Origin of the sequence: Limnohabitans radicicola, assembly GCF_014837235.1 — a bacterium.
GTDB classification, from domain to species: Bacteria; Pseudomonadota; Gammaproteobacteria; order Burkholderiales; family Burkholderiaceae_C; genus Limnohabitans_A; species Limnohabitans_A radicicola.
Genome location: NZ_JACYFT010000003.1, coordinates 131,788 through 150,800, shown reverse-complemented (window position 1 = coordinate 150,800; position 19,013 = coordinate 131,788). Strand labels below are relative to the sequence as shown.

At 59.5% G+C, this 19,013-nt stretch carries 16 protein-coding genes; 5 read left to right on the top strand and 11 right to left on the bottom strand.

What is annotated here, in order from left to right; all coding sequences use genetic code 11:
* Positions 1–140: 140 nt before the first annotated feature.
* The 3 genes from IC609_RS13330 to IC609_RS13320 form a co-directional block, all read right to left on the bottom strand.
* Entirely contained in the window at positions 141–815 is a 675-nt protein-coding gene (locus tag IC609_RS13330; protein ID WP_191820006.1) for a hypothetical protein, read from the bottom strand.
* An 86-nt stretch (positions 816–901) separates the two neighbouring features.
* Entirely contained in the window at positions 902–2,311 is a 1,410-nt protein-coding gene (locus IC609_RS13325; RefSeq protein WP_191820005.1) for an alkaline phosphatase, read from the bottom strand.
* 21 nt (positions 2,312–2,332) lie between these two features.
* The gene (locus tag IC609_RS13320; protein WP_191820004.1) at positions 2,333–3,739 is read right to left on the bottom strand and encodes an alkaline phosphatase; all 1,407 of its coding nucleotides are present in this window, start codon (positions 3,737–3,739) and stop codon (positions 2,333–2,335) included.
* A 224-nt stretch (positions 3,740–3,963) separates the two neighbouring features.
* Between IC609_RS13320 and ppx the strand changes: the two genes are divergently transcribed.
* Both ppx and IC609_RS13310 read left to right on the top strand, forming a co-directional pair.
* On the top strand, positions 3,964–5,445 hold the full coding sequence (ppx, locus tag IC609_RS13315) for an exopolyphosphatase (protein ID WP_191820003.1): 1,482 nt from the start codon (positions 3,964–3,966) through the stop codon (positions 5,443–5,445).
* Between the two features lie 55 nt (positions 5,446–5,500).
* Complete coding sequence (locus IC609_RS13310) at positions 5,501–5,986, top strand: hypothetical protein (protein WP_225224191.1); 486 nt, start codon at positions 5,501–5,503, stop codon at positions 5,984–5,986.
* Positions 5,987–6,005: 19 nt separating this feature from the next.
* On the opposite strand, the gene sixA is transcribed toward IC609_RS13310, so the two are convergent.
* From sixA to IC609_RS13270, 8 genes are all read right to left on the bottom strand, one after another.
* Complete coding sequence (gene sixA, locus IC609_RS13305) at positions 6,006–6,467, bottom strand: phosphohistidine phosphatase SixA (RefSeq protein ID WP_191820002.1); 462 nt, start codon at positions 6,465–6,467, stop codon at positions 6,006–6,008.
* Positions 6,468–6,484: 17 nt separating this feature from the next.
* The gene (ppk1, locus tag IC609_RS13300; RefSeq protein WP_191820001.1) at positions 6,485–8,560 is read right to left on the bottom strand and encodes a polyphosphate kinase 1; all 2,076 of its coding nucleotides are present in this window, start codon (positions 8,558–8,560) and stop codon (positions 6,485–6,487) included.
* 39 nt (positions 8,561–8,599) lie between these two features.
* Entirely contained in the window at positions 8,600–9,676 is a 1,077-nt protein-coding gene (locus IC609_RS13295; RefSeq protein ID WP_191820000.1) for a glycosyltransferase family 4 protein, read from the bottom strand.
* Complete coding sequence (locus IC609_RS13290) at positions 9,673–10,533, bottom strand: UDP-2,3-diacylglucosamine diphosphatase (protein WP_191820232.1); 861 nt, start codon at positions 10,531–10,533, stop codon at positions 9,673–9,675. The genes IC609_RS13295 and IC609_RS13290 overlap by 4 nt, the downstream gene beginning before the upstream one ends.
* 32 nt (positions 10,534–10,565) lie before the next feature.
* Complete coding sequence (locus tag IC609_RS13285) at positions 10,566–11,408, bottom strand: GNAT family N-acetyltransferase (protein WP_191819999.1); 843 nt, start codon at positions 11,406–11,408, stop codon at positions 10,566–10,568.
* A gap of 86 nt (positions 11,409–11,494) precedes the next feature.
* Entirely contained in the window at positions 11,495–13,345 is a 1,851-nt protein-coding gene (gene ftsH, locus IC609_RS13280; RefSeq protein WP_191819998.1) for an ATP-dependent zinc metalloprotease FtsH, read from the bottom strand.
* Entirely contained in the window at positions 13,342–15,816 is a 2,475-nt protein-coding gene (locus IC609_RS13275) for a Lon protease family protein (RefSeq protein WP_191819997.1), read from the bottom strand. Before IC609_RS13275 ends, ftsH begins: the two co-directional genes overlap by 4 nt.
* A 138-nt stretch (positions 15,817–15,954) precedes the next feature.
* Positions 15,955–16,947: an NADPH:quinone reductase gene (locus IC609_RS13270; protein WP_191819996.1), complete on the bottom strand. Its 993-nt coding sequence runs from the start codon at positions 16,945–16,947 to the stop codon at positions 15,955–15,957.
* A 139-nt stretch (positions 16,948–17,086) separates the two neighbouring features.
* On the opposite strand from IC609_RS13270, the gene IC609_RS13265 reads away from it, so the two are divergent.
* Genes IC609_RS13265 through arsB form a run of 3 tightly spaced genes read left to right on the top strand, consistent with a single transcriptional unit; the run spans position 17,087 to position 18,996 of the window.
* Positions 17,087–17,410 (top strand): ArsR/SmtB family transcription factor, encoded by a 324-nt coding sequence (locus tag IC609_RS13265; RefSeq protein ID WP_191819995.1) that lies wholly within the window; start codon positions 17,087–17,089, stop codon positions 17,408–17,410.
* Between the two features lie 25 nt (positions 17,411–17,435).
* Positions 17,436–17,921 carry an arsenate reductase ArsC gene (locus IC609_RS13260; RefSeq protein WP_191819994.1) on the top strand — a complete coding sequence of 162 codons (486 nt, stop codon included), beginning with the start codon at positions 17,436–17,438 and terminating at the stop codon, positions 17,919–17,921.
* 10 nt (positions 17,922–17,931) lie between these two features.
* Entirely contained in the window at positions 17,932–18,996 is a 1,065-nt protein-coding gene (gene arsB / locus IC609_RS13255) for an ACR3 family arsenite efflux transporter (protein ID WP_225224189.1), read from the top strand.
* The last annotated feature ends 17 nt before the right edge of the window (positions 18,997–19,013 follow it).

The window sequence follows — 19,013 nt, the reverse complement described above, 5'->3', positions numbered from 1 at the left end:
GACTCTGAACCACTCGGCACACAGACAACGCTGCCCGAGACACTGCCACTTTATGACTTGATTGTGACAATTTCGTGTCAAAAATCCGGTATCAGGGCCTTGAAACGCCCTTCCAACCGGTTTTTTCTGCTGCCCAACGCTCAATCGAGCAAATCCGCGTATTCCTTTTGGCTGAAAGACGCCAAGCCCATCCAAGGCAGACTCTCCGGCATGGCCTCGCGGGTGACGACCATCTGACTGCTTTGGGTGCCTTGGGCATTGGCCGATTCAATGCGGCGGGGGTACTGGCCTTTTTCATCCCAGAGCAACATGACACGGTGGTCGCGGTTGCCGCCTGCGTACCAGCGCGTGCCCACGGGGGCCGAGCGGCTAGATACCTTCATGCGCTGCAGCTGCAGCGGATCGATCAGTTGGCTGGCAGTGCTCCAGCGACCATCAAAACCGATGTTGCCGTAGTCCGTCGGGGTCACATCCACCACCAATCTTTCGTGTGCACTGACAATGCGCACACGCAATTTGCCATCGGTGCCTCTGACCACCCAGCGCGAAGCCGCATTCACATCCATGTGCTTGTGGTTCTTGGCACCACTGGAATGCTCGGCATCTTCATGCGCTGCGGCGGGCATGATCCTAGAAAGCCAGCTCTGGTTGTCACGGCGCACAAGGCGCTCGCTGAACCGGGTGATGCGGGTCACGCCATCGGCGCTCAAGGAGGTCGACTCGTGCTCGATCTTCAATGCCAAATCCTGTGCCTGAGCCAGCACAGAGACGGTCAGCCAAAGCGCTGAAAAAATAGTGTGAAAAATGGGCTGCATCTTCAGAGTGTTCAAAATGAAAAGCCCGACCCCCAAGGGTCGGGCCAAAAATCAATTCACCGGCCGCAAGGCCGAGGAATTCCGGATCACAAACCCAATGCGGATTTGACGAGGCCAAAGACCTTGGTGTTGACCATCGTGCCTTTGAAACCGGCGCTGCCAGCACCACCGGACAGCAGCATCACGTCACCACCCCCATGGGTCTCGGAACCAGGCGCGCCCAAATTGACGCCCACCTCTTGCAAGTAATCATCGGCCTCGGTATTGACAGCACTCAGGTCGTCACGGGTGGACTTGCGAGCCCCCCCACCATTGCCAAACACCAGCGCCGTGTAGGGCAAACCGTCGGCTGCTTTGGCCAGCACCGGGACACCTTTGTTCAGAGTGGTGGGTTTGATGTCACTGACTTTGCCCAAAATCGGGTTGCCTTTGTGTGAATAACCATTGAAGGTCATGGTGTGGTCATGGTCTGCGGTCACGACAATCAAGGTGTTTTTCAGGTCCACCAGGCCCAGCGCACGCTTGATGGCATCGTCAAAGGCGATGGTGTCTTCCAGCGCACGCTTGGCATTGGTGCCGTGCAGGGCATGGTCAATGCGGCCACCTTCGACCATCAGGAAATAGCCTTTGCCGTTTTTCTGCAGCACCTTGATAGCCTTTTCGGTCATGTCGGCCAAGCTGGGTTCATCGATGTTGTTGGCGGCCTTGGCACGGTCGAGCTCGTAGTTCAGGTGGTCTTTGTTGAAAAGACCGACCAGCTTGCTGGTGCTGCTGGCGTCCACCGCCTTGAAGGCGGTGCCCGTGTTGACATAGGTGTAACCGGCTTTCTGCAGCAGCGCCGTCAGGTCCTGGCCATCGGTGCGCTTGCCACCTGCAGATGCAGGCACAAAGAACTTGCTGCCACCGCCTAACAAAACGTCGACACCAGAACCCAGTGCGGCATTGAATTTGCCGGACCCGGGGACGAATTGCGCCGCAATGTCATTTTCACCATCGCGGTGGCAGATGTGGGCATAGGTGGCCGCAGGTGTGGCATGCGTCACACGCGTGGTGGTAACTGCGCCCACCGCTTTGCCAGCCGCCTTGGACAACTCCAGCAGTGTCGCCACGGCTGTGCCATTGCCCGATGCGGGGCATGTGCTGTCGCCCGTGGACGCCACATAGGGAGTGCTGCCGTTGTAGGCCTTGGTGTCGGCGCTCATGGACAGCACCTCGTTGTTCATCTTCACACCGGTCATGTAGGCTGCCATCGAAGGGGCCGAATCGGTGGTCTGCGCATCGTTGGAGTAGGTGCGGATGCGCGCCGTGCGGGTCAGCGACTCCATGTTCAGCTTGCCGGCTTCACCGTATTTGTAGATGCGGCTGGCCGTGACCGTTGTCGGGCCCATGCCGTCACCCAGAAAGAAGATGACATTGGTGGCTTCACCGGCTGCAAAAGCCGAGGTGGCACTGGCCACAGACAAAGCCAGCAAAGCATTTTTGAACGTTGTTTTCATTTGGAATTCTCCTGACACTGTTTACAGACCGACCGATTTGCGAATCAAGGCAAACACATCGGTGTTGGTGATGATTCCGGTGAAGTTTTCTGCCCCCTGCCCGATGGCTCCCAAAAACACATCCGTGCCGCCATGGGTCTCACTGCCTGCAGCCATGGGAATGGCAGCCTCCTGGTGGTAAGTCTTGTCGGCCACTTGCGCATCGGTCAGGGCTGTACGTGTTGCCGGTCGGTTTTCACCGTTACCAAAGCCAATGATGGTGAAAGGATTGCCACCGCTGTCCAGACTCAATGCGTTGTTGACAAAGTTCTTGAGCAAACCCAAAACACCCGGGTTGCTGCCGCTGGTCTTGCCCGTGCGCGCGGCATAACCGTTGAGCACCAGGGTGTGGTCATGGTCGGCCGTCACCACAATCAGGGTGTTCTTCAAATCGGGGTCATTGACCTTCATCTTGTCGATGGCGGCCTTGATGGCTTCGTCAAACGCCACTGTGTCCTGCAGGGCTTTATGCGCTGTGGTTTCATGCAAGGCATGGTCGATGCGGCCACCCTCGACCATCAAGAAAAAGCCTTTTTGATTTTTCGACAGGATGTCAATCGCTTTGGTCGTCATTTCAGCCAGGCTGGGCTCCAGTGCCGGATCGCGGTCAATGTCATAGCTCATGTGGCTGCTGGTGAACAGACCCACCAATTTGCCCGACGACGCGGCCGCATCGAACTCGGTTTTGTTCTTGACATAGGTGTAACCCTTGGCCTTGAACTCGGCCGTCAGATCGCGTCCATCGGTGCGCTTGCCACCCGCTGCCGTGGGCAAGAAGAATTGGCGACCACCGCCCAACAGAACATCCAGGCCATCACCCAAGGCGGTGTTGAACTCCGGACCGCCCGGCACGGCCTGGGCAGCGATCGTGTTCTCGCCATCGCGATGGCAGATATGAGAGTAGGTGACTGCGGGGGTGGCATGCGTCACGCGCGTGGTGGTCACTGCGCCTGTGCCCATGCCGGCGGCCTTGGCGATCTCCAGCAGCGTGGGAACAGCCTTGCCGTTGCCCGTGGCAGGGCAGGTGCTGTCCGTGCCACTCAGGTAATCTTTGCCCGTGACCACATCGAAGGCCGAAGTTTCCGGGGACATCGAAATGACCTCGTTGTTCATCTTGACCCCGGTCATGTACGCAGCCATGGAGGGCGCACTGTCGGTCACTTGCGCATTGTTCGAATACGTCTTGATGAATGCCGTTTCTGGCAAGGTGTCCATGGTGAGCTCACCGTCCTCTCCCACCTTGTAGATGCGTGCGGCAGTCTGGGTCGTCATGCCCATGCCATCTCCCAGGAAAAAAATCACGTTCTTGGGTGTGGGCGCCGTTGAAGTGCTCCCACATCCCGCCATAGCCAAGGTGGCCATGGCACTTGCGATCAACCAGGTTTTCATTTTTTCTCCGATGATTCAAGACCACATGGTCTGTGTTCATCATTGATTTTTTTTGTGGCATCGTCATGACAACACATGGCCATGCTTTGATTTTTATCGGACCTGGATAACGGTCATTCTTTGTTTCCCGAATGCCGTGTGAGACACCGCTGTGTTTCTGATTTGTCATTCATCTGACAAATTGACGTCACATAATGCAATGCCTTCTTCCTCTTCAATTTCGCATGCTAGCCAAAAGCCTTTACGCAGCCGTCGACCTCGGGTCCAACAGTTTTCGGCTCGAAATCGGGCAATGGGATGCAGGCCGTCTGCGCAAAGTGGAGTACCTGAAGGAAACCGTGCGACAAGGCAGTGGCCTGGATGCCGATCGGAACTTGAGCGAAGACGCCATGCAGCGCGGTTGGGATTGCCTAGCCCGGTTTGGTGAACGGCTTGCTGGCTTTAGGCCGAGCCAAGTTCGCGCCGTGGCCACGCAAACTCTGCGAGAAGCACGCAACCGTGACGTCTTCCTGATTGAGGCCAAGAAAATCCTTGGATTCCCGATTGAGGTCATTGCTGGTCGCGAAGAGGCGCGCCTGATTTATCTGGGAGTCTCTCACTTACTGCCCCAGTCAGACGAACGTCGCCTGGTGGTCGACATCGGTGGCCGATCCACTGAAATGATTTTGGGGCAACACTGGCAAGCACAAACCCTGGAGTCCTACAGAGTCGGCAGTGTGGCCTGGTCGATGAAATACTTTCCCAATGGGCAATGGACGGCAGCTGCGTTTCGGGCCGCAGAGATTGCAGCCCAAGCCGTTCTGGACGAATCACTTCCCCGTTACCCACGCAACGGCTGGGACAAAGCCTATGGTTCGTCTGGCACCATTGGTGCGGTCGCCGACGTGCTGATGGCCGCAGGCTGGCCAGCAGGCATGATCACACGACAAGGGCTGGACTGGTTGCTTGAAAAACTGCTCAAAGCCCAACGGCCCGAGCAACTCAAACTGGAAGGCATCCGAGAAGACCGCCGCCCAGTCATTGGCGGTGGTCTGGCGGTCTTACGTGCGGTGTTTGATCTGCTGCAAATCGAAGAAATGCAAGCTGCGCAAGGCGCATTACGTCATGGCGCCTTGTTTGACCTGATCGACCGGGAGAGCCCAGATGCCGACGTGAGAACAAAGATGATTGGCTGGCTGACCCAGCGCTTTGGCGTGGATGCGGTGCAGGCCGAACGCGTGTCGCGCACCGCAAAGGCACTGCTGGCCCCCATGTTGGGCCAGGCCCATGGGGAGCGGCACTTGCGTAAATTGCACTGGGCAGCGCAATTGCATGAAGTGGGTATGCGCATCTCGCACAGCGATTACCACAAACACGGTGCCTACATTCTTGAAAACACCGATCTGCCAGGCTTTACCATCGACGAACTGCACCGCTTGGGGCTCTTGGTTCTGGGGCACCGAGGCAAGCTCAAAAAACTGGACAGCACTCTGGAAGACCCCCTGTTTGTGCTCCAGCTGATGGCCCTGCGTTTAGCCGTCATTTTTTGCCATGCGCGCCGAGACCCCGACATTGCCGACGTGCAGATTGAGCTGGACAGCAAGCGCCGAACGGTCCGTTTGGCATTGACCAACCAGTGGGCTCAGCTTTGGCCTCAATCTGCGCACTTGCTCAAGGAAGAAGTGCTGGCCTGGCAAAAGACAAACTGGAAATTGATGCTGGCTTGACTTTGCTTTTTGAGATCGGTATAAACGGTATATACGGTTTATAAAAGAGGAATCCATGACAAAGAAAGTCACTGCGCCAAACGCCAAATCGGCGGCTCCCGTCAAAAAACCTGCATCGACCTCAAAGTCCTTATCGGCCAATAAACCTGCCCCAATCAAAGCCCAAGGCGCGAATGTCGCCAAAGCATTGGCCGTGAAATCCCAAAACGCGGCTCCGTCCCAAAATGCCAAGCCAGTGGACCCTGCAAAAGCGAAAAAGGCGACCACAGGGCGTCAGGACCCAGCCCAAAAGAAAGCCCCAGAACCAGCTATCAAAGACAAAAAAGTCAAAGTGGTGCGTGACAGCTTTACCATTCCGAAAAACGAATTTGCTCAACTTGGCGATATGAAGAAAAAAGCATTGAGCCTGGGACTCGACATCAAGAAGAGTGAGCTGATTCGTGCTGGACTGATGCTGCTGAACGCTGCCTCGGATGTCGCCTTCAAAAAAGCCTTGGCCGCCGTTCCGACATTGAAAACGGGCCGTCCAGGCAAGAACTGAACCAGTCTCGGCAGAGCCGTTACAGTTTCTCCGGGGTGGTCACCGAAAAAATGACCGTTTGCTCCACCCCGTCGCGCTGTCGACTGCGCAGCCACCAGACAGCACCTTTGCGGATCGGGCAAGTGCCGTGAGCCATACCCAGAAGCTGAGCCGCTACCGCCCCCAATGAAGGCTGGTGTCCGACCAGGAGCACCGGAAATTTCGCATCCGGCCATTGGGCTGTTTCAAGCACATCTTGCACGCTTGCACCTGGTGACAGGGCATCGCGAACCTTGTATTTACGCTGCAAGGCGCGCACAGTTTGCTCCGCACGCACCGCTGGGCTGCAGAGGATACGGGTGCCCTCAGGCAGTTGCCTGTCCAGCCATTGGGCCATGCGGGCGGCATGCTTTTCTCCTTTGCTCGTCAAGGGGCGCAACATGTCGTCTTCCTGGCTTTCCAGATCGAGCGCCTCTGCATGTCTCCACAAGATCAAGTCCATGCCCACTCCACTGGTGTTCAGGTTTTAGCGTAACGCGCCATCAGGGCGGCTTGTGCGCCTGGTCCAGGGTGCAGAAGGGCCGCTCGCACGTATTGACCATCGGACTGCATGTCCCAGGCATCATGCTGGTCATGCATGTAGGCCAGCAAGCACTCGTCGATGATGCGCTGCCGCAAGACCGGGTCCAGCACAGGCCAAGCCACCTCGATGCGCCGCATCATGTTACGGTTCATCCAGTCGGCACTCGAGAGGTAAAGTGTCTCCTCCACACCAGCCCTGAAATATGACACTCGCGAATGTTCCAAAAACTGCCCGATGACCGAGCGCACCTTGATGTTGTCTGTTTTCCCTGGCAGTCCAGCTGGCAGCATGCAAGCGCCACGCACAATCAAATCGATCCGCACACCTGACTGACCGGCCTCCATCAAGGCTTCGATCAGGGGCGCATCGGTCAAGGCGTTCATCTTCAATACAATGCGGGAATCCTCTCCCCGCTCCGCAGCCTTTTTGACGTCGCCGATGGCACGCAGCATGCGTGCATGCAGGTTGAACGGCGCTACGCACAGACGGTGCATTCTCGGCAACGGATTTTGACTGGCCAGATGCACGAACAGCTGCTCCATGTCACCTGTGATTTTCGGATCCGCCGTCAAATAGCTGATGTCGGTGTACAGACGCGCGGTGCGCGGGTTGTAATTACCCGTCGACAGGTGGCCGTAGCGCCTCAAATGTCGCCCCTCCCGTCGGGTCACCAGCAGCATTTTGGCGTGGGTCTTGAGACCAACCACACCATAGACCACCTGCACACCAATGGATTCGAGTTGCTCGGCCCAATTGATGTTGGCCTCTTCGTCAAAGCGGGCCTTGAGTTCGACCACTGCCGTGACCTCTTTCCCGCGACGCACGGCCTCGCGCAGCAAGTTCATCATGGCTGGATCGCTGCCCGTGCGGTAAATGGTTTGCTGGATGGTCAGCACCTGCGGGTCATCGACGGCTTCACCAAGGAACGCGAGCACGCCATCAAAACTCTCAAAAGGCTGATGGATAAGCACATCGCCTTGCCGCATACGTGCCATGATGGCTCCTGACTTGGGCACATCGCGCGGAAAACTGGCCTGGTAAGGCGCAAACAGCAAGGCAGGCTTGGCACTCAAATCGATCAGTTGCATCAAACGCACCAGATTGACCGGGCCATTGACCCGGAACAATGCCTGGACGGGCAAGTCGAACTGCTGCAACAAGAAGTCCGACAGCTGTGGCGAGCAGTTGGAAGAAACTTCAAGACGAACAGCCTGTCCGTAATGGCGGTGTTGCAAGCCTTGGCGCAAGGCTGTGCGCAAATTGACAACTTCATCCTCGTCCACCGCCAGATCCGAGTGACGTGTGACCCGGAATTGCGAAAACTGATCCACCTCACGACCTGGAAACAATTCGAACAAATGCGCGCGAATCACACTCGACAGCAATACGAAGGCTGTGCCACCGTTGCTCAAGCGGTCAGGCATACGGATCAAACGGGGTAAAACGCGGGGAACCTTGACGATGGCGATTTCATTGCTACGGCCAAAGGCATCCTTGCCCTTGAGGTGAACAATGAAATTGAGCGACTTGTTGGCCACCTGGGGCATGGGGTGTGAAGGGTCGAGGCTGACGGGCATCAGCAAGGGTTTGACATCCTTGTTGAAATAAGTCTTGACCCAGCGCCTTTGAGCCACATTGCGCTCACCATGTGACAGGATACGGATGCCTTCTTTTTCAAACGCGGGCAGCAGTTCGTGGTTGTACAGGCGGTACTGCTCATCCACCATGGCACGCGCACGGGTCGTGATCGACTGCAGGCTTTGGATGCTCAAAGCCCCCTCATCAATGTGCTGCTGGGCTGCTGCCACGTGTGGCTCAGCCCGCACCTCAAAAAATTCATCCAGATTGGAAGACACAATGCACAAGTAACGCAAGCGCTCGAGCAGCGGCACATCGTGGCGTCTGGCACCATCCAACACCCGCTCATTGAATGCCAGGATGCTCAGATCACGATCCAGCAAGGGCGGGAGCGGCGGATTCGCCAAGTCTGCGGTGGTGGCCGATTCAGCCATATTGAGATTTCCAATCAAATCCGATCAACCATCGATTGTTCATGTCCTTGGTGACAGTACTGTGACAGCTGACAGCATGTGGCCTTGCCTGGCGTGCACAGACACCAGGTGATTGACAAAAAGTCGTGCCGCTGCGTCCCAGTCAAACGCCTCAGCACGCTGGCGGGCCTGCATCCGGGGCACGGTCAGCGCTCGCGCGACTGCGGTCTGCAGGTCGGCATCCAGCACACCCCCCTGAGGCTTGCCATGGTCTGCACCCAACACCTGCAAAGGGCCGTCGACCGGATAGGCGGCCACGGGCGTGCCTGTGGCCATGGCCTCGAGCATGACCAAACCAAAAGTTTCACTGCGCGATGGGAACACAAACACATCAGCGGCGGCGTACACCCTGGCCAGCTCTTCACGGGGCAATACCCCCATCCAGTGCACATCAGGGTATCTGCTTTTCAGACTGGTCTCCAGTGGGCCGACACCGCATACGATTTTGGTGCCTTGCACAGGCAGCTTCAGAAAGGCCTCGATGTTCTTTTCATAGGAAAGCCGGCCGACGAACAAACACAATGGCCGCGGCAAGTGCTCCAACCCCTCCAGCGCCAATGGCTGTGCGTGAAATCCAAACAAGTGTGTGTCCACGCCATGCGTCCAAGGCTTGAGCTGTCGAAATTGACGCTGCTGCAGCATGTCAAGCACGCCCTGCGTTGGCACCATGACCGCCGACGATGGCTTGTGGAAATGCCTGAACAGGGCGTACCCCCACGACAAAGGAATGCGCAGGGCGGAATTCAGAATTTCTGGAAATTTGGTGTGAAATGCCGTGCTGAAAGCCCAGTTTTTTTGGAGACAAATTTTTCGGCCAGCCCAGCCCAGCGGACCCTCGGTCGCCAGGTGGACTGCATCGGGCTGCAAGTTGTCCAGCAGCCGTGTCAGTCTTTTGGCTGGGCGCACCGCCAGATCGATGCCCGCATAGCCAGGACAGGGGCGGTGTTCAAACTGACCCGGGTGGATCACGTGGACTTGCACCCCCATGCCTTGCAAGGCGTTGACCAGCTCGTTGAGGGTGGTCACTACGCCATTGACCTGGGGATGCCAGGCGTCGGTGATGAGTGCGAGTTTCATGCGGTGATCCTTTGCGGCAAAGCCAAGCTGCTCACAGTCACCGGGCCCGAGCCCCAGTGGATGATCTCCAGCCGACCATCCATATGTTCCACGAGCGCGGTTCGGCTCTCTACCCAGTCGCCATCGTTGCAGTAAAGAACGCCATCGACATCGCGAATCTCGGCGTGGTGGATGTGACCACACACCACCCCGTCATAGCCACGGCGGCGGGCTTCATGCGCCACAGCCACCTCAAAATCAGAGATGAAATTCACAGCCTTCTTGACCTTGTGCTTGAGGTAAGCAGACAAAGACCAATACTCCAAACCGAGGCGACCACGCAATCGGTTGAGGTGACGGTTGATCTTGAGTGTCAGTTCGTAGAGCCAGTCCCCCACATAGGCCAGCCATTTGGCACACTGGATCACGCCGTCAAAGTGGTCACCGTGGATGACCCAAAGACGCTGGCCTCGTGCGGTGGTGTGAACCGTCTCATGCTGGATGTCCACGCCACCAAAGGCGTGCCCTGCAAAAGCCCGCGCAAATTCATCGTGATTGCCTGGCACATAAATGACGCGACAACCCTTGCGCGCACGCCGCAGCAGTTTCTGAACCACATCGTTGTGGCTTTGGGGCCAGAACCAGCGGCGACGCAGCTGCCAACCGTCCACGATGTCCCCCACCAGATACAGCGTGTCACTGGAGTGGGCCTTGAGAAATTCGAGCAGGGCATCCGCTTGAAAGCCTGGTGTTCCGATGTGCAAGTCTGAAATGAAAATCGCCCGCAGGCGTTGGCGACCAGCAGGCGATTCATCATCGGACACATCTGCAACGCGTACAGCGGGATGCTGCAGGTCACTGGACAAACCTGTCGGCATGGCTCGGGCCACCCACTGGGTTTGTGGCTTCATCAGGCAGCCCCCATGAAGTGCTTTCTGTAGCGGGCGGGCATGTCGACGATGCGCATCATCATGGGCAAGTCGGCGGTATTGAAGTCCGGGTCCCAAGCGGGTGCGCCCAGCACTTTGGCCCCCAGACGCAAGTAACCTTTGATCAAGGCTGGCGGTTCGGTGCGCAGGGTCTGATCGAGTTCGTCTACTGGCAATGGCAAGCGTGGCAGCACATGGCATTCGATCGGGGCCAGGTGGGTCTGCTTGAGTTGGTGCCAGATGCTGGCCGCCAGATCGCCGCTCACCACCCCGTTGTGCAACATGGGGATGCTGGCGCATCCGATCATCACATCCAGCTGGTTGCGCAGCATGAACTCTGTCAATGCCCCCCACAGAGCCATGATCACGCCGCCATGTCGATGGTCAGGGTGCACACAGCTGCGACCCAGCTCCACCATCCGCTCGCGCAGACCGCGCAGACGGGTCAAATCGAATTCGGTGTCGCTGTAGGTGCTGCCTGCACGCCTGGCCTGCGCAGGCGTCAAGACACGGTAGGTACCGATCACCTGCCCCGTGGCGGCATCGCGCACCAGCAGGTGTTCGCAGTAGTCATCGAAAAGGTCGACGTCGTGGCCCGCGATGCTGGTGTCCAGGCGCGCGCCCATCTCGCCAGCAAAGACATGGTGTCTCAGGCGTTGTGCTTCACGGACTTCATCGAGGTGACGGGCCCAGCTGACCTGGATGCCTGACGGGGCAGTGGCCACCACGAACGCTTGAGGTGACGCAGTTGATCCTGGATGAAGTGACCCCCGGGGCAGCTGGATGGGAGATAGGGCGAAAGTGGGGTTAGGCAACTCTTTCACAACAGGTCCTTCGTGCATGACATGAACCTGCATCTTCCATTTCACACATGACACTCACGTGTCAGATCGATGAAGTTTCTTTGACTTCACTGGGTTTCAAACAAGCTCTTCTGCTCCAACTCCGGCGAACGCAACGCCTCCGTCAAACGCGCCAGCGCCTGGGCGTCAAGAGTTTCCTGTTCCAACAACTCCCGCGCGCAACGCTCCAGCAAGGCGCGGTGCTGCTTGAGAATGGACAGGGCTTGCTCATAGCCCTGCATGACGATGCGGCGCACCGCCTCGTCGATGGTTTTTTGTGTCGACTCGGCCAAAGGTGCTCGCATACCCATGTCGTCCGGGACGCTGATCCAGGCGGGATGAGGGCTGTCGTAACTCACGCAGCCCAACGTTTCGTCCATCCCGTAACGCATGGACATGTCACGTGCGATTTGAGTGGCTTTGACCAAATCGTCGGCAGCCCCTGTCGACCAACTGTCCAGCACCAGTTTCTCGGCTGCACGTCCTCCCAGTAAGACACAGATTTTTTGTTGCAACTCCTCCATGGTCATCAGGTAGCGGTCTTCGGTTGGCCTTTGCAAGGTGTAGCCCAGCGAGCCAATGCCCCGCGGAATGATCGACACCTTGTGGACAGGATCGCTGCCCGGCAAAGCCAGTGCCACCAGCACATGGCCGATCTCATGGAAAGCGACGGCCCTGCGCTCTTGAGGATTGAGCAGGCGATTGCGCTTTTCAAGCCCGGCCACGATGCGCTCCACGGCCGCCGTGAAGTCGGCCAGCGTGACGCTGTCTGCCTTTCGCCGAGTGGCCACGATCGCCGCTTCATTGACCAGGTTCGCCAGATCGGCGCCACTGAATCCAGGTGTGATGGCAGCCACCTCCTCCAGCGCCAGGTCTGCCGCCAGCGTGACCTTGCGCGCATGAACGCGCAGGATGTCCAGCCGGCCTTTCTTGTCGGGTTTGTCCACCAAAACCTGACGGTCAAAGCGCCCGGCACGCAGGAGCGCCGGGTCCAGAATCTCGGGGCGGTTGCTGGCCGCCAGGATGATCACGCCTGCGGACGCATCAAAACCATCCATCTCGGCCAACAGCTGGTTGAGGGTCTGCTCCTTTTCATCGTGCCCGCCCAGACCCGGAAACGCCCCCCTGGCACGGCCCAGGGCATCGAGTTCGTCTATGAAGATGATGGCCGGGGCCTTGGCCCTGGCTTGCTCAAACAGGTCACGCACGCGCGATGCACCCACACCCACAAACAGTTCAACAAACTCGCTGCCCGACATCGAGAAAAATGGCACCCCTGCCTCACCGGCCACCGCCCGCGCCAGCAAGGTCTTGCCCGTCCCCGGCGGCCCGACCAGCAACACCCCTTTGGGGATGTGCGCCCCCAGGCGGCCGTAATCCATGGGGTGCTTGAGGAAATCCACCACCTCGACCAATTCCTGCTTGGCTTCATCGACCCCGGCCACATCGGCAAAGGTCACGCCGGTGTCGTGCATCACATACACCTTGGCCTGGCTCTGGCCGATGCGCATCAAGCTGCCCATGCCGCCTTGCTGCGACACCACACGGCGGATCACCAGCCACCAGAGGCCAAAGAAAACCAGGGATGGCAACACCCACGACAGAGCGTCGCGCCAAAATCCGCTCTCGGTGATTCGCCTGTAGGGCAGCTTGAAACCACCGAGCCAGGCCGCCAGCTCGGGCTCGATCCGCACGGTCGACAACTGGGTCTTGGTCCCTTCCGGGGTCTTGAGGCGGCCAAGCAAATGCTGGTCAGTGACGATCACCTCCTGGACCTTGCCTTCCACCAGGGCTTGCTCAAACTGGTTGTAAGGCACTGTCTCGGTCTGCTGAGCCCCCTGCCAAAAGGTTTGCACCCCCAGAACCAGCGCCAGCGCCAACAAGCCATAAAGCCAGGTCCACAGCTGCTTGCGGCTCATGGGCGTCTGCCTGCCTGCAAAGTCGAAGACACGCCACGTTCTGGTCTGGCTGGGCGAGCCTTGGTCATATGCCGTCTGGCATGCCTGCCGTCAATCGCCTCACAGGCTGCGCGGTAGGCTTTCAGTGTGGCCTGAACCCGTCCCAGCAAGGTGTTCGGCGCATACCCGTCCGCACCCAACTCCCCAAACGGCAAACCGCACAACAGCGTCATGCCGTCAGCGACACTGGCCACCGCATGGACATGAAAGCGCCCTTGCGCCACGGCTTGCACCACAGACGAAGACAGCATCAGGTGGCGCAGGTTGCGCGTGGGCATCAGCACACCTTGCTGACCGTTCAGGCCCAGCAACTCACAGCTGCGGAAATAGCCTTCGATTTTTTCGTTGATGCCCCCCACAGGCAAGACTTCGCCCCGCTGGTTCAAGGCGCCGGTCACCGCGATCGCCTGCGCCAGCGGCACATTGGCCAAACTCGACAACAAGGCGTACAACTCGGCGCACGAAGCAGAATCGCCCTCCACGCCGCTGTACTCCTGCTCAAAGACCACGGCGGCATTCATGGCCAACGGGGCCATGTGCGCAAACAGCGAGGACAGGTAGCTGTGCAAAATCAGCACCCCCTTGTCGTGGATGGGCCCCGACATCTCGACCTCGCGCTCCATGTTGAGCAAGCCCTCTTCGCCCGCATGGGTGCGCGCCGTCACGCGCACGGGCAGTCCAAAACTGTGGTCGCCGAGGTCCACCACCGTGAGCCCATTGATCTGCCCTGTGCATTGCCCGGCCACATCCAGCAGCCGGTCGCCTTCGGCAATCGCTTCTTGCAAGCGCTGCTCTGCATGGTCGTGCCGATGCCGATGAGAAAGCAGGGCCGCCTGCACATCCTGCGCCTGCACCAGCGTTGCACCGCGCTGCTGCGCCAGAGCAGCCCCCTCAATCACCCGGGCCTGTGAGCGGGCAAAGATGGCACTCTGCCGACTTTGGTCCCCGGCCTGACGGTGGGTATCCTCGATCAGCACGGCCACGGCCTGTGCGTCAAAATGCGGCAAGCCTTTCTCGCGGCAGGTGTGGGACACAAACACTGCCGTGGCCTGCAGCGATTCGGGGGTCGCGACAAAGCTGTCGACAAAATCCACTTTGCAACGGAACCTGCGGGCGAATTCAGGATCGGCTTCCTGGACCGCGTAGAACTCGTCGACCGATGCAATCAAAACGATCTTGACCTGCACATCCACTGGATCGGGCTCCAGGGACACGGCAGCAATGGGCGAATACATCGCGCCTGGCTCTTCAATCTGCAGACGACCACTGCGCAGGAATCGGTACAACTTTTCCCAGACCGGGGCGTCGGCCAGCAGATCGCGCAGATGCAGCATCAGAAATCCCCCATGTGCCTTGAGCAAACTGCCTGCACGGATGCGCGAAAAATCCGTGACCAGCATGTCCCCGCCCGAGTCATATTCAATGCTGCCAAACAGTTGGCGAAACAAAGGGTTGTCTTCCTGGATCACTGGCGCACCGACCAGGCCATGGTTATCCACCACCACATTCACGCCCAAACGAGACAAGACGCTTTCAAGCGCCTCCAGGCGGGCTTCTTCCTCGTCGCCCGGTTGGAACAACTCCAGGTTTTCCAGCACCTCTTGCTGCACACGTTCCAGATAAGCCGTCAGTTTGTCCGACTCCTTGATGGGCTTGCGCAAGGCATTGCGGATGGCTTGCAGTTCATGGTCGATCAAGGGTTTGATCACCTGCCTGCGCAAAGCCGCCAAACCCTCGTTCATCACATGCTCCATGGAGCGGGTTTTTTCCAGAAAGCGGCCGATCTCATCGCGCAAATCGGCTTCAGCGCTGTCGATCTCGGCACGCTGCTCGTGCGGGAGCGTCATGGCGCGCCCGGCCGTCATCGGCTCGCCTTTTTCATCGCGGTAGCTGAAAACCATGTGCCCCTGCTCTCGCATCAGGCTGAAGTGCCTGGACTCGGCATACGCGCTGATGGCAGCGTAGGCCATGTCTTCTTCGGTCTTGTAGGCTTTTTCGATCCGATCGCTCTCGGTCTTGAAGTCCGGCTCCAGCAGCCGTTTGGGAATGTCATTGCCCAGGCGTTTGACCCACTGTGCCATCAATTGGCGAAGCAAACGCCCATCGCCTGCGGGCAAGCGCAAGGCCCGGGGATGCTCGGGGGTCTCAAAGTTGTGCAGGTAACACAGATCCGGCGGCACAGGCCGCAGCACGGCTTCGGCTTGCATCATCTGACGCAGCAAAGTGGTGCGACCACTGCCCACCTCACCCAGCACAAACAGGTTGTAGCCCGGCTGGTCCAGCCTGAGGCCAAAGCGTGCGGCCGTTTCTGCTCGGGCCTGCCCGATCCAGGGCAAAGCCTGCTCCAGCAGTTCAGACGTGTCGCGAAAACCCAGTGCCGCCGGGTCCACCCGGCGGCGCAACTGGTCTGCGGAAAGGCGCACGCTCGTCATGGCCCACAACGCTTGGCAATCTGATCAGGGGCAGTCTGGGACATGCCTCGATTGTGGGAAAGCCACAAGGGTTTGCCGATACCCTGAAAACCTGAGCAGCGGGGTGGATGCGGTATACACCGCCCCCGCTGCAGCGCATCAATTCGGTGCGATGTCCACCACCACGTTGCCAATCGACTGCCCGGCTTCCACCGCCTGGTGGGCTTGCACCATTTGGTCGAGCGAAAAACGCGGGCCAATGCTGTGCTGCAAGGCCCCCTGCGCCAGCAAGGCCGTCAAGCGGGCCACCGCCAGTGCGCGGTCTGCCGGGCTCAACTCGTAGACCAGAAAGAACTTCACCCCCAGCGAATTGAACAGCCAGGGTCGGTACTCGAAGGTCTGCTGCAAGGCGTTGGAGCCATAGCACACCACCTGGCCATGCGGCTTCAAGGCCTCGGCTGCCCAACCTGCGGTGGACGAAAAATCCATGTCGATGATGACCGACACGCCTTGACCTCGGGTGAGTGCCTTGACGCGCTCGGGCACCGATTCGGTTTTGTAGAAGATCGCCTCCTGCATGCCCGCAGCGCGTGCGTGCGCAGCCTTGGCCTCTGAGCCCACCGTGCCGATCACGCGGCCACCCGCCAGTGTGACCAGTTGCGTGATGTAGTGGCCCACGGCCGACGACGCGCCTGTGACCAGCACCGACTGGCCGCGCAAGTCACCCGCCAGGCGCTCCGCCCAGGTCACCGCCTGAACAGCGGTGAAGGCCGGGATGCCCAAGCAGGCACCGGCCGCAAAGTCGGTCTGATCGGGCAGCCGTACCGCCTGCGCCTCTGGCAAGGCGATGTACTCGCAGGCCGTGCCCAGGGCGCGTTGCCATTGGCCATTCCACACCCAGACACGCTCACCCACACGCGAGGCGGGCACACCCGCGCCCACGCGGTCGATCACGCCTGCGCCATCGCTGTGGGGCACAACGAGCGGATCGGTGACCGGCTTGGCGCGGCGCGACTTCACATCCGACGGGTTCACGCCCGAGGTGAGCAGCCGCACCCGCACCTCACCCGGGCCGGGCTCGGGTGTGGGCAACTCGCCCACTTGCAACACGTCGTTCGCATCGCCATTGCGGCTGTACCAGCTGGCTTTCATGTCGGGTCTCCTCGGAGGGTTCGGGCTTGCAGATGGGGCATCTTAGTCAAGCGCACACCGCACCGCAGGCCCGGGCTGTCGCCCGCATTGCACCCTGAGGCGTCACAAAATCTTCATATATTTCAACTATCATCGAAATATGGAATCGCAAACCGTCATCCTCGCTTTGGCCGCGCTGGCACAAACCTCCCGGTTGGAGATTTTTCGCGCGCTGGTGCAAGCTGGCCCTGCTGGCCTGACCCCGGGCGTTTTGTCAGACCAGCTGAGCGTGGCCGCCAACACCTTGTCGTTTCACCTCAAGGAGCTGATGCATGCCGAACTGGTCACGCAAGAGCGGGCCGGACGCCACCTGATTTACCGGGCGCAGTTCGAGCAGATGAACGCCGTGCTCGCCTACCTGACCGACAACTGCTGCCAAGGCAGCTCTTGCCTGGAACCGAAAGCACTGGCCTGCGATTGCTGACACTCTCACACACTCTCTTTGCACCATGAACGTTCTCTTTCTCTGCACCCACAACTCGGCCCGCAGCATCCTGGCCGAAGCCCTGCTCAACCACATCGGCGCTGGCCGCTTCCAGGCCTACTCGGCCGGTAGCAGCCCACGCGACAACCAGCGCCCCAACCCGCTGGGCCTGCAGGTGCTGCAGCAAGCGGGCATCCCCACGGAGGGCCTGCGCAGCAAGAGCTGGGACGAGTTCGCCAAGCCAGATGCCCCCCACATGGACCTGATCATCACCGTCTGCGACAACGCCGCAGGCGAGGTCTGCCCGATCTGGCCCGGTCACCCGGCCACCGCCCACTGGGGCTACGCCGACCCTTCTGCGGGCGACGCGCCCGATGAGGTCAAGCTCAAGGCCTTTGCGCAGACACTCATCGCCATCCAGCAGCGGCTGCAACTGCTGGTCAACCTGCCGCCAGAGCAACTGCAGGCGCAAGCGCTGCAGACCACGGCCCGTGCACTGGCCCAGGCCTGAGGAGCGGTACATGTCTTCAAGCCACAGCACACCCGCCCCCATGAGCGTGTTCGAGCGTTACCTCACGGTCTGGGTTGGCCTGTGCATCGTCATCGGCATCGCGCTCGGTCAGTTTTTCCCTGGCGTGTTCCAGTCCATTGGCCAGATGGAAGTGGCCCAGGTCAACCTGCCCGTGGGCTTGCTGATCTGGGTGATGGTCATCCCCATGCTGATCAAGGTGGACTTCAGCGCCTTGGGCGAGGTGCGTCAGCACGTCAAAGGCATTGGCGTGACCTTGTTCGTCAACTGGCTGGTCAAGCCCTTTTCAATGGCCTTGCTGGGCTGGCTGTTCATCCGCCACCTGTTCGCTGCCTGGTTGCCTGCAGAACAACTGGACAGCTACATCGCCGGCCTGATTTTGCTGGCCGCCGCCCCCTGCACCGCCATGGTGTTTGTGTGGAGTCGCCTCACCCACGGCGACCCGCTGTTCACGCTCTCGCAAGTGGCGCTCAACGACAGCATCATGGTGGTGGCTTTTGCGCCGCTGGTGGGCTTTTTACTGGGGCTGTCGGCCATCACCGTGCCCTGGGACACGCTGCTGACCTCGGTGGTGCTGTACATCGTGATCCCGGTGGTGCTGGCCCAGGGCTTGCGAAAGGCGCTGCTGGCCCGGGGGGCTCAGGCTTTCGACGCCGCCATGGCCCGCACCGGCCCTTGGTCCATCGCGGCGCTGCTGCTGACCCTGGTGCTGCTGTTCGCCTTTCAGGGCCAGGCCATCCTGCAGCAGCCGCTGGTGATCGCTTTGCTGGCGGTGCCGATCCTGATCCAGGTGTTGTTCAACTCGGCGCTGGCCTACGGCCTGAACCGTGCCCTGGGTGAAAAGCACAACGTGGCCTGCCCGTCCGCGCTGATCGGGGCGTCCAACTTCTTCGAGCTGGCCGTGGCGGCCGCCATCAGCCTGTTTGGCTTTGAATCAGGCGCAGCACTGGCCACCGTGGTGGGCGTGCTGATCGAGGTGCCTGTGATGCTGCTGGTGGTGCATGTGGCCAACCGCAGCAAGGGCTGGTACGAAAAAAAGGCCGAAGCCGCGCACTGAGCGCGGCTTCGACCCCA

Bases quoted from the DNA above. Each gene is read 5' to 3' on its own strand.
- IC609_RS13330 (WP_191820006.1), bottom strand. From the start codon at position 815: ATGCAGCCCATTTTTCACACTATTTTTTCAGCGCTTTGGCTGACCGTC.
- IC609_RS13325 (WP_191820005.1), bottom strand. From the start codon at position 2,311: ATGAAAACAACGTTCAAAAATGCTTTGCTGGCTTTGTCTGTGGCCAGT.
- IC609_RS13320 (WP_191820004.1), bottom strand. From the start codon at position 3,739: ATGAAAACCTGGTTGATCGCAAGTGCCATGGCCACCTTGGCTATGGCG.
- ppx (WP_191820003.1), top strand. From the start codon at position 3,964: ATGCTAGCCAAAAGCCTTTACGCAGCCGTCGACCTCGGGTCCAACAGT.
- IC609_RS13310 (WP_225224191.1), top strand. From the start codon at position 5,501: ATGACAAAGAAAGTCACTGCGCCAAACGCCAAATCGGCGGCTCCCGTC.
- sixA (WP_191820002.1), bottom strand. From the start codon at position 6,467: ATGGACTTGATCTTGTGGAGACATGCAGAGGCGCTCGATCTGGAAAGC.
- ppk1 (WP_191820001.1), bottom strand. From the start codon at position 8,560: ATGGCTGAATCGGCCACCACCGCAGACTTGGCGAATCCGCCGCTCCCG.
- IC609_RS13295 (WP_191820000.1), bottom strand. From the start codon at position 9,676: ATGAAACTCGCACTCATCACCGACGCCTGGCATCCCCAGGTCAATGGC.
- IC609_RS13290 (WP_191820232.1), bottom strand. From the start codon at position 10,533: ATGCCGACAGGTTTGTCCAGTGACCTGCAGCATCCCGCTGTACGCGTT.
- ftsH (WP_191819998.1), bottom strand. From the start codon at position 13,345: ATGAGCCGCAAGCAGCTGTGGACCTGGCTTTATGGCTTGTTGGCGCTG.
- IC609_RS13275 (WP_191819997.1), bottom strand. From the start codon at position 15,816: ATGACGAGCGTGCGCCTTTCCGCAGACCAGTTGCGCCGCCGGGTGGAC.
- IC609_RS13270 (WP_191819996.1), bottom strand. From the start codon at position 16,947: ATGAAAGCCAGCTGGTACAGCCGCAATGGCGATGCGAACGACGTGTTG.
- IC609_RS13265 (WP_191819995.1), top strand. From the start codon at position 17,087: ATGGAATCGCAAACCGTCATCCTCGCTTTGGCCGCGCTGGCACAAACC.
- IC609_RS13260 (WP_191819994.1), top strand. From the start codon at position 17,436: ATGAACGTTCTCTTTCTCTGCACCCACAACTCGGCCCGCAGCATCCTG.
- arsB (WP_225224189.1), top strand. From the start codon at position 17,932: ATGTCTTCAAGCCACAGCACACCCGCCCCCATGAGCGTGTTCGAGCGT.